The organism is Mesorhizobium sp. M7A.F.Ca.CA.002.15.2.1, from assembly GCF_003998715.1.
GTDB lineage: Bacteria > Pseudomonadota > Alphaproteobacteria > Rhizobiales > Rhizobiaceae > Mesorhizobium > Mesorhizobium ciceri.
On record NZ_RZPI01000182.1, the window covers coordinates 1 to 8607 of the forward strand.

An 8607-nucleotide genomic window follows, 5' to 3' on the forward strand; every position below is an offset into this window, starting at 1 on the left:
GGGCGGAGGTTACGATCGCCCAGCGTTCGGGCGGCAGCGAATCGAGAAATGCCACGGCGCCGGCGATCTGGATAATGCCTTCGAGATCGGCCGCCTCGGCCTTCAGCAGCAGATCAGCCTCGTGTGCCGGGTCGACGCCCGGCAGCGCCAGGCCGGTGATGGTCTCGATCGCGCGTACGCCATGGATCGTCGGCAGGAAGGCAGCGACGTCGAGGCCCTGGCGGCGTGCCCAATCGCTCCACACCCGTTCCGCCGAGGCGATGGAATTGATGAGCGTGCCGTCCATGTCGAAGAGGAAGGCCGCGAATTTTCTGCTTGAATACATGATTTTCCTTGAGTCCGGGGAGCGCTGGTGGGGTTGCCGAACCTAACGTCTCGACCGCGGCAGGGGAAGACACGGGGTGGGCTTTTCGATCGGCCCAGGGAACCACGGTATCCTCCGGGCGTTTGGGAAGGACTGCTTCTCACAAGATCGAAGGGGGGACCAACGATGCTGATCCGGCTCGGCTATGAAATCGCCATCGAATGCGTAGCCGCCACGCCGGTGATTTCAGTGCTCGAGATCCATCGGGACAGGCAGGCTGATATCAAGCGGCAGACGCGGGTGCTGACCTCGCCCGCGGTGCCGACAAGGCTGTACCACGATCTGCATGGCAATGCCTGCCGGCGCTTCACAGCGCCCGCCGGTGGTTTTCGCATCCTGTACGACGCGGTCGTCGAGGACAGCGGCGAGACGGACGAGGTAAACACGCTGGCCAGGGAAGTGCCGGTGGCGGACCTGCCGGACGAAGTTCTCGGTTATCTCCTGGGCAGCCGCTATTGCGAGACGGATCATCTGAGCAGCCTGGCCTGGCAGCTCTTCGGCGACATTCCGTCCGGCTGGGCGCGCGTGCAGGCGATCGTCGACTATGTCCACAACCGGCTGTCGTTCGGCTATGGCTATGCGCGCTCGACCCGCACGGCGGCTCAGGCGCATGAGGAACGCGTCGGGGTCTGCCGCGACTTCGCTCATCTGGCGATCACGCTTTGCCGCTGCATGAATATTCCGGCACGCTATGTGAACGGCTATCTCGGTGATATCGGCGTGCCAGCCGATCCGGCACCGATGGACTTTTCGGCGTGGCTGGAAGTGTTCCTCGACGGCAAATGGTACACGTTCGATCCTCGCCACAACACGCCAAGAATCGGCCGCATCGTCATCGCCCGCGGCCGCGACGCCACCGACGTGCCGCTGCTGCATAGTTTCGGCGCCCACCGGCTCAGCCTGTTCAAGGTATGGACCTATGAACAGGAAGGCAATCTGTTCAACCCGCCCTACCACGGTATCGACAGGACCGTCGGCGCACAGATGCTGGCCTAACGGTATGTCGATTCAGGTGAGGCCGGTCTGCAAATGACGGCTTTCTGCGCTTCCGGTGCTCACGGACCAAATGTCCGCTCCGCTCCGGTTCTCGAAAGCCATCATTTTCGACCTGGCCTGACCTGAATCTCAACACCCCCTTGAGGCGCGGCCAAAAGCGGCCCTGGTTTTCAAACGTGATGGCGCTTTGGTCTTTCGACGGCCGGAGGCGTTGGATCCGATCATTTCGCGCCCTGCAGTCTCGGGACAACTGGCCCGCTTCGGCACACGGACCCTGTCCCGCAACAGGACGTCATCGGGATTCCGTGATTGCTTCGTCTTGAGCATGGTAACCGGCTCGTAAACGCAGCCGCGGCCGCGCTTTTCTGTTTACCAGTCATTCACCTTTGCGGAGCTTGAAGCCGAACAAAAACAATGATTTGGCGGCAAGCGGCCGGCCTTCTGCCAGCCAGCGGCGTCATCCGGCGGGAATCCTGCATTGCCCTGTCCGCGGCGACGAGGCCGAGGCGAATGGAGGCTGTAGGATGCGGAATTACGGGGGTCTTGTTCACGCGATCGGCGGGTTCGCCAGGGATCGCGGTGGAAATTTCGCAATCCTGTTCGGCCTCAGCGCCTCGGTCTTGGCGCTGGCTGTTGGCTTCTCGGTCAACGTATCGCAGCTCTACAATGCCAGATCGAGCCTCCAAGGCGTCTTCGACGCCGCGGTCACATCGACGGCACGCGACCTAACGACCGGCGCCATCAAGGAAGCCGATGCCAACAAATCGGTGCAGGCCTTTCTCGACGCCAACAGCCAGGCAGGCATTCTGCAGGCCGACCAGATCGTACTCGACAGGCTGATCGTCAACAGGACCGCCAAGACGGTCCAGGCTGACGCCCATGTCGATGTCGGGCTGTATTTCCCGATTTTTGGCACGGGCGACATGAAACGCGTCGCCGCCTCCACGACGGCGCTCTATTCGGACAAGACCGTCGAAGTGGCGATGATGCTCGACATAACGGGGTCGATGGCCAAGCGCGGCAAGGTCGACAAAATCGGCGATCTGAAAACAGCTGCAAAAAACGCCGTCCAGACGATGCTGCAGAAACAGGATCCGCAGAACCCCCGCATCCGCGTCGCGATTGTGCCTTATGCATCTGGCGTCAACGCCGGCAAGCTGGCGGAAAACGTCTATGCCGAAAAACAAGCCAGCACTGAGCTCCCACCCGTCGCCGGCAGTCCGCTTCTCGTCGCCAAGACGGGCAAAAATCTGCTGCCGTCCTTCAGCGACTACATCTCCATTGTCGGCGCGGCGATGCCACGCCCCGACAATTGCGCCACCGAGCGCAAGGACAAGAACGGCAACGCGGATATGAGCGCCGACGGCCCGGATACTGTCCGCACCGACGGGAACGGCAAGAAATACTATGCTCTGGTCAACCGGGACGATCATCTCGGTGACGGGGACATGAACAGGTGCCCTGATGCGAAAGTGATCCCGCTGACCGCCGATTCCGATGCCTTGCTTGAATCGATCGAGGACTTCCGGGCCAATGGGTTTACGGCCGGCGCGATCGCCATTCAGTGGACCTATTATATGCTGTCGCCGCAATGGCGCACTGCGATCAGGAATGCCGGTCTTGGCAAGGGTGCCTCGGATGCCGATCCGAAGAAGATCGCCAAGGTCGCGATCCTGATGACCGATGGCCAGTTCAATACGGCCTTCGCCGGTGCTGGGGACAGCTACAACAGGCAGGGCACCCTTGCGCGCGGCAACGCCGAAACGCTGTGCGACAACATGAAAAACGACGGCATCGAGATTTTCACCATCGGCTTCGATCTGGACGACAAGGATATGTCGACAACCGAGCGGGACCAGGCAAAGGCGGTGCTGAAGGATTGTTCGTCGAAGGATACCTCCGCCGCCAAGAGGCATTTCTTCGACGTGTCCACCGGAGCCGAATTGGACGACGCCTTTCAGGAAATCATTCGCAACACCGAAAAGATCGCATTGACCCAGTAGTCTGGTCCGCAAACGGAAAAGGCCGCCGCTTCTTTCGAAGCCGGCGGCCTTCCGTGTTTCCGTCCGTGGCGCGGCCCATGGCGATGACCTATCAGGTCAGCCGCCGCGCATTTCGCGCCTTAACGGGAAGACTGCTTCCCGAAAGTGCAATCCGCTGAGGCCACGTTCTGGAAAACGAAATCACTCGACATCGGATCACCTCCTTTCGATTTGTTGAACACATACTCATGATGGGGTGCATTGCAGCAAAAGACAAGGTGCAGGTCTGAAATTAACCAAGGGGCGGGCCTGGTGCGGGCCGGCTTGCGATTGCCAGGCCGACCGGGCAAACTTCTGCCCCTGAGCCAGCATTCGGAGGAATCGCATGGAGGCAGCCGAAAAGGCCGCTCGCATCGTTCGAACGGTGATCGAAACATTGAAGCCGGGTTTTGCGGTCAGGCTGTGGACCGGGGAGCGGATAGGCCCCGCCACTGGTCCGGTGCTCACCATCAACGACCAGGACATCGTCTGGCAGATCGTGAAGCGACCGTCCCTGTCGACGCTGATCGAGATGTGGATTTCCAAGACCATCGACATCGAAGACGGGACGATCTTCGATTTTTATGCCCTGCCGTCGCAAGGCAAGCTCAGAACCAAGCTCAAGTCGCTGCCGAAAATGGCGATCCTGCGCGACCTGCCTTCCGTGCTTTTGGCACGCAAGCAGATGAGCGCGCGGACCGATCTGTCGGGGCGCAATCCCTATGTCAGCGGTTCGAGCCAGGAGGCGATCCAGCATCACTATGACATCTCGAACGCCTTCTACCGGCTCTTTCTCGACGAGCGCATGGTCTATAGCTGCGGCTACTTCAAGGATTTCGCCAATGGCATCGACGAGGCCCAGGTCGACAAGCTCGACCACATCTGCCGCAAGCTCCGGCTGAAACCGGGCGAACGACTGCTCGACATCGGCTGCGGCTGGGGCGCCATGCTGATCCATGCGGCAAAGAACTACGGCGTCGTCGGCCACGGTGTGTCGCTGTCGCAGGCGCAGACCGAGCTGGCCCGCGAACGCATTCGCGCCGAGGGGCTGGAGGACCGCATCACCATCGAGATCAAATCCTATGCGGAACTCACCGGCAGCTTCGACAAGATCTCGTCGATCGGCATGTTCGAACATCTCGGGCTCGCCAACCATGCGACTTATTTCAAGACCATTCATCGCCTGCTGAAGCCGGGCGGCATCTATCTGCACCACGCCATCACCCGGCGCAGCAAGGGCGACATCAAGAAGACCTTGCGCAAGGGGCCGGAGTTCAAGGCGCTGCTCAAATATATCTTTCCCGGCGGCGAACTCGACACCATCGGCATGACAACAGGCAATCTCGAGGCGCATGGTTTTCTCGTCTACGATGTCGAGAACCTGCGCGAGCACTATGCCCGCACCTGCAGGCTGTGGGCCGAGCGGCTGCAGGCCCGCTTCGATGAGGCAATCGCCGAGGTGGGCGAGGCCAGGGCGCGGCTATGGCTGCTTTACCTGACGGGCTGTTCGATCACCTTCGAGCGCGCATCGGCACAGATTTTCCAGACCGTCGTGACCAAGCGCGCGCGCGGTCCAAGCGGCCTGCCGCCGACACGGGCGGATCTGTATCGATAGCTTACAGGAAGCGCATCGCGTCGCCGACTTCGACGCGCGCCGGCCTGTCGACCGTGCAATAGACGCCGAGATTATGGGCGTTGTGACGGACCAGGTTGCGCAGGATCGCCGGATCATGGTCGAAGCCATCCTGGGCGACAATGGTGAAACCGCAGCGGCGGCAGGGTTCCGAGATGGTCAGCAGGAGATCGCCGACGGCAAGCTTGCGGCCGATCCATTCCGTTTCGGGAAACGAGCCTTCGATGGCCGCCATGTCGACAACGATGTTGGGGCGGAAGCGGCGCGGGTCGGCGACCCCTTCCGGGTGCAATGCTTTCAGGCGTGCCAGCGAAGCCGTGGTCAATAGATGAATCGGCGCCTTGCGGTAGCGCTCCGCGGTCAGCGGGCCGGAATAGTCAGGCCCGGCATTCTCGCGGCGAAACGGACGGAGCGAGGCCTCGAAGCCGAGATAGGCCGACACCGCGCGGTCGCTCTCGATGCTTGGCGCGGCCAGCCAGTCGCCCTCGGGAACGGCAATCTCGAGTTCCAGGGTCGGCGACAGCCGGGTGCGGATGCGCGGCACCTTGTGCCATTTCGCGTCGCGGTCCGGTCGTGCGATCTCGTTGTCGGACACGTCGACAAGGCCGAACAGGCGGTCGCCGTCGATGCTCTCGACGTCGACCGAGATTGTTTTCAGGCGCTCGCCGGCAAGCGAACTCGCCGGATAGCGCCAGAGTTCGCTGACAGTGCCCAGCGCGGCCTGCATCAGCTCTTCTTGTTCTGCCGGTTGGCGACCAGATCATCGACGACGGCCGGGTCGGCCAGCGTCGAGGTGTCACCCAGGGCAGAAAAATCGTCCTCGGCGATCTTGCGCAGGATGCGACGCATGATCTTGCCGGAACGCGTCTTCGGCAGGCCCGGCGCGAACTGGATCTTGTCGGGCGAAGCAATGGCGCCGATCTCCTTGCGGACATGGGCAACAAGCTCCTTGCGCAGCTCCTCGGTGGGTTCGGCACCCTTCATCAAGGTGACGTAGCTGTAGATACCCTGGCCCTTGATGTCGTGGGGATAGCCCACGACCGCGGCCTCGGAAACCTTCTCATGGCTGACCAGCGCCGATTCGACTTCGGCCGTGCCCATGCGGTGGCCGGAAACGTTGATGACGTCGTCGACGCGGCCGGTGATCCAGTAATAGCCGTCGGCGTCGCGGCGGCAGCCGTCACCGGTGAAGTACTTGCCCTTGTAGGTCGAAAAATAGGTCTGCACGAAGCGGTCGTGATCGCCATAGACGGTGCGCATCTGGCCCGGCCAGGAATCGGTGATGCACAGATTGCCGTCGGCCGCACCTTCCAGCACCTTGCCCTCGCCGTCGACCAGCTGCGGCTTGATGCCGAAGAAAGGCCGCGTCGCCGAACCCGCCTTGAGGTCGGTCGCACCTGGCAGCGGCGTGATCAGGATGCCGCCGGTCTCGGTCTGCCACCAGGTGTCGACGATCGGCACCTTGCCGTTGCCGACGACGTTGAAATACCACTCCCAGGCTTCCGGGTTGATCGGCTCGCCGACCGAACCCAGCACGCGCAGCGACTTGCGCGACGTCTTCTTCACGTGCGCATCGCCGGCGCCCATCAGCGCGCGCAACGCCGTCGGCGCGGTGTAGAAGATATTGACCTTGTGCTTGTCGATGACTTCCCAGAAGCGCGACTGCGACGGATAGTTCGGCACGCCTTCGAACATCAGCGTGGTGGCGCCGTTGGCGAGCGGGCCGTAGACGATGTAGCTGTGGCCGGTGACCCAGCCGACATCGGCGGTACACCAGTAGATGTCGCCGTCATGGTAGTCGAAGACATATTGGTGGGTCATCGAGACGTAGACGAGATAGCCGGCGGTGGTGTGCAGCACGCCCTTCGGCTTGCCGGTCGAACCCGACGTGTAGAGAATGAACAGCGGGTCCTCGGCCTTCATCTTCTCGGGCTTGCATTCGGCTTTCACCGTCGCGATCTCGTCGTGATACCAGACGTCGCGGCCTGAAACCCAGCCGGTCTTGCCGCCGGTGCGTCGCACGACCACCACCTTTTCGACTTTCGTTCCGGCTTTCGCGGCGATCTCGATCGCCCTGTCGGTGTTTTCCTTCAAAGGGATCGGCTTGCCGCCGCGCAGGCCTTCGTCAGCCGTGATAACGAAGGTCGACTTGCAGTCGTCGATGCGGCCGGCCAGCGCATCCGGCGAGAAACCGCCGAAGACGATCGAATGGACGGCGCCGATGCGCGTGCAGGCCAGCATCGCATAGGCGGCTTCCGGGATCATCGGCATGTAGATGGTGACTCGATCGCCTTTCTTGACGCCGTGTTTCTTCATCACATTGGCGAGCCGGCAGACATGCTCGTAGAGCTCGTTATAGGTGACCTTCTTGTCGTCGTAGGGATTGTCGCCTTCCCAGATGATGGCGGTCTGGTTGCCGCGCTTCTTCAGATGCCGGTCGATGCAGTTGTAGGAAACGTTGGTCAGTCCGTCCTCGAACCATTTGATCGAGACCTTGCCGTCGAAGGAGGTGTTCTTGACCTTGCTGAACGGCTTGAACCAGTCGATGCGCTTGCCGTGCTTGCCCCAGAATTTGTCCGGGTTCTTGACGCTGTCGGCATACCATTTCAGGTAGGTGTCATTGTCGATCAGCGCGTTTTTCTTCCACGCCGGCTGGACGCGATGGACATGAACCTCGGACATTCCTGACTTTCCTCCCGAACCAATCGCCGGCTTGAAATGCCGGCGGGATCGCGGCGACACGGCCGCGAATTCGGCGGCATTATTACCAGTTCCGCCGTTACGGCAACATTAGACGTTGGATTCGCGCGGCGGGATGCCGCAGGGAGCTTCTCCAGGGCTGTCAGCACTCGAAGAGGTGCGCTGCTAACCGCATGTTTTCGCAAGCTAAAGCCGGTTCAGATGAAGAAAAAATCAATAGACGGTTAATCAGCGGCGCGCACAATCAGCCGTGGGAGGACAGGCGAATCAACCTGGGGACCGTCATGCGCGACCATGCCGAAATGGACCTGATGCTCAAAGGCTATGGCTTGACCACTGCCAAGATTCTTTATCACTTTCCCGATCACCCGCATCTGCTGCAGAGCTTCATCTGGCAGGACTACGATCTCGCGCCGAAGTTTCCGGTGCTGATCAAGTTCATCGAATTCTGGAAGGCCAAGCTGGACGGGCCGCTGCATTCGATCAGCTACACCCACCAGAAGCTGATCGCGCCGAATGAATGGCGCAAGGTGGATGGGGAGTTTGTGCTGCACTAGGGGCAAGTTTCGCAGCAACGGCTTCTTGAGGTCGGCGTTCTACGACGCCCCCCTCTGTCCTGCCGGACATCTCCCCCTCAAGTGGGCAGATTGGCAGCTCCACCGACAACGCCGCCCCTTGTTACGCCTGCGATTGGCGAAAGTCGCCGCGACATCCGATCTCCCCCCTTGAGGGGGAGATGGCCGGCAGGCCAGAGGGGGGCGCTGGCCCGCGAACCTTGCGCCATGACGGCCCGATGCGCTCAAACCACCGGCGGGTTCAACCGGGCAAAGCCTTCCTGCCGCCGATACGGGAAGTACGGGTAGGGCGCGGTGACTTCGCTTGCCGCGTCGAGC

At 61.5% G+C, this 8607-nt stretch carries 6 protein-coding genes and 1 pseudogene; 4 read left to right on the plus strand and 3 right to left on the minus strand.

Features of this window, described 5'->3' with window-relative positions; all coding sequences use genetic code 11:
- Positions 1-325 (minus strand): annotated as a pseudogene (locus tag ENZ74_RS12845) (HAD family hydrolase); the annotation flags it as partial.
- A gap of 165 nt (positions 326-490) precedes the next feature.
- On the opposite strand from ENZ74_RS12845, the gene ENZ74_RS12850 reads away from it, so the two are divergent.
- The 3 genes from ENZ74_RS12850 to ENZ74_RS12860 all read left to right on the plus strand — a co-directional run bounded on the left by ENZ74_RS12850 (position 491) and on the right by ENZ74_RS12860 (position 4996).
- Complete coding sequence (locus ENZ74_RS12850) at positions 491-1360, plus strand: transglutaminase family protein (protein WP_013529017.1); 870 nt, start codon at positions 491-493, stop codon at positions 1358-1360.
- A gap of 524 nt (positions 1361-1884) precedes the next feature.
- Complete coding sequence (locus ENZ74_RS12855) at positions 1885-3363, plus strand: pilus assembly protein (RefSeq protein ID WP_127312801.1); 1479 nt, start codon at positions 1885-1887, stop codon at positions 3361-3363.
- Between the two features lie 364 nt (positions 3364-3727).
- Positions 3728-4996, plus strand: coding sequence for a cyclopropane-fatty-acyl-phospholipid synthase family protein (locus ENZ74_RS12860; RefSeq protein WP_063169461.1), 1269 nt, complete (start codon positions 3728-3730; stop codon positions 4994-4996).
- Between the two features lies 1 nt (position 4997).
- Here the strand turns inward: ENZ74_RS12860 and ENZ74_RS12865 are convergent, their stop codons facing one another.
- Positions 4998-5741 (minus strand): MOSC domain-containing protein, encoded by a 744-nt coding sequence (locus ENZ74_RS12865; RefSeq protein ID WP_063169460.1) that lies wholly within the window; start codon positions 5739-5741, stop codon positions 4998-5000.
- Positions 5741-7696: an acetate--CoA ligase gene (gene acs / locus ENZ74_RS12870; protein ID WP_013529021.1), complete on the minus strand. Its 1956-nt coding sequence runs from the start codon at positions 7694-7696 to the stop codon at positions 5741-5743. Before acs ends, ENZ74_RS12865 begins: the two co-directional genes overlap by 1 nt.
- A gap of 302 nt (positions 7697-7998) precedes the next feature.
- Here acs and ENZ74_RS12875 point away from each other — a divergent pair, with 302 nt between their 5' ends.
- The gene (locus ENZ74_RS12875; protein ID WP_013529022.1) at positions 7999-8271 is read left to right on the plus strand and encodes an usg protein; all 273 of its coding nucleotides are present in this window, start codon (positions 7999-8001) and stop codon (positions 8269-8271) included.
- Positions 8272-8607: the final 336 nt, after the last annotated feature.

Bases quoted from the DNA above. Each gene is read 5' to 3' on its own strand.
- ENZ74_RS12850 (WP_013529017.1), top strand. From the start codon at position 491: ATGCTGATCCGGCTCGGCTATGAAATCGCCATCGAATGCGTAGCCGCC.
- ENZ74_RS12855 (WP_127312801.1), top strand. From the start codon at position 1,885: ATGCGGAATTACGGGGGTCTTGTTCACGCGATCGGCGGGTTCGCCAGG.
- ENZ74_RS12860 (WP_063169461.1), top strand. From the start codon at position 3,728: ATGGAGGCAGCCGAAAAGGCCGCTCGCATCGTTCGAACGGTGATCGAA.
- ENZ74_RS12865 (WP_063169460.1), bottom strand. From the start codon at position 5,741: ATGCAGGCCGCGCTGGGCACTGTCAGCGAACTCTGGCGCTATCCGGCG.
- acs (WP_013529021.1), bottom strand. From the start codon at position 7,696: ATGTCCGAGGTTCATGTCCATCGCGTCCAGCCGGCGTGGAAGAAAAAC.
- ENZ74_RS12875 (WP_013529022.1), top strand. From the start codon at position 7,999: ATGCGCGACCATGCCGAAATGGACCTGATGCTCAAAGGCTATGGCTTG.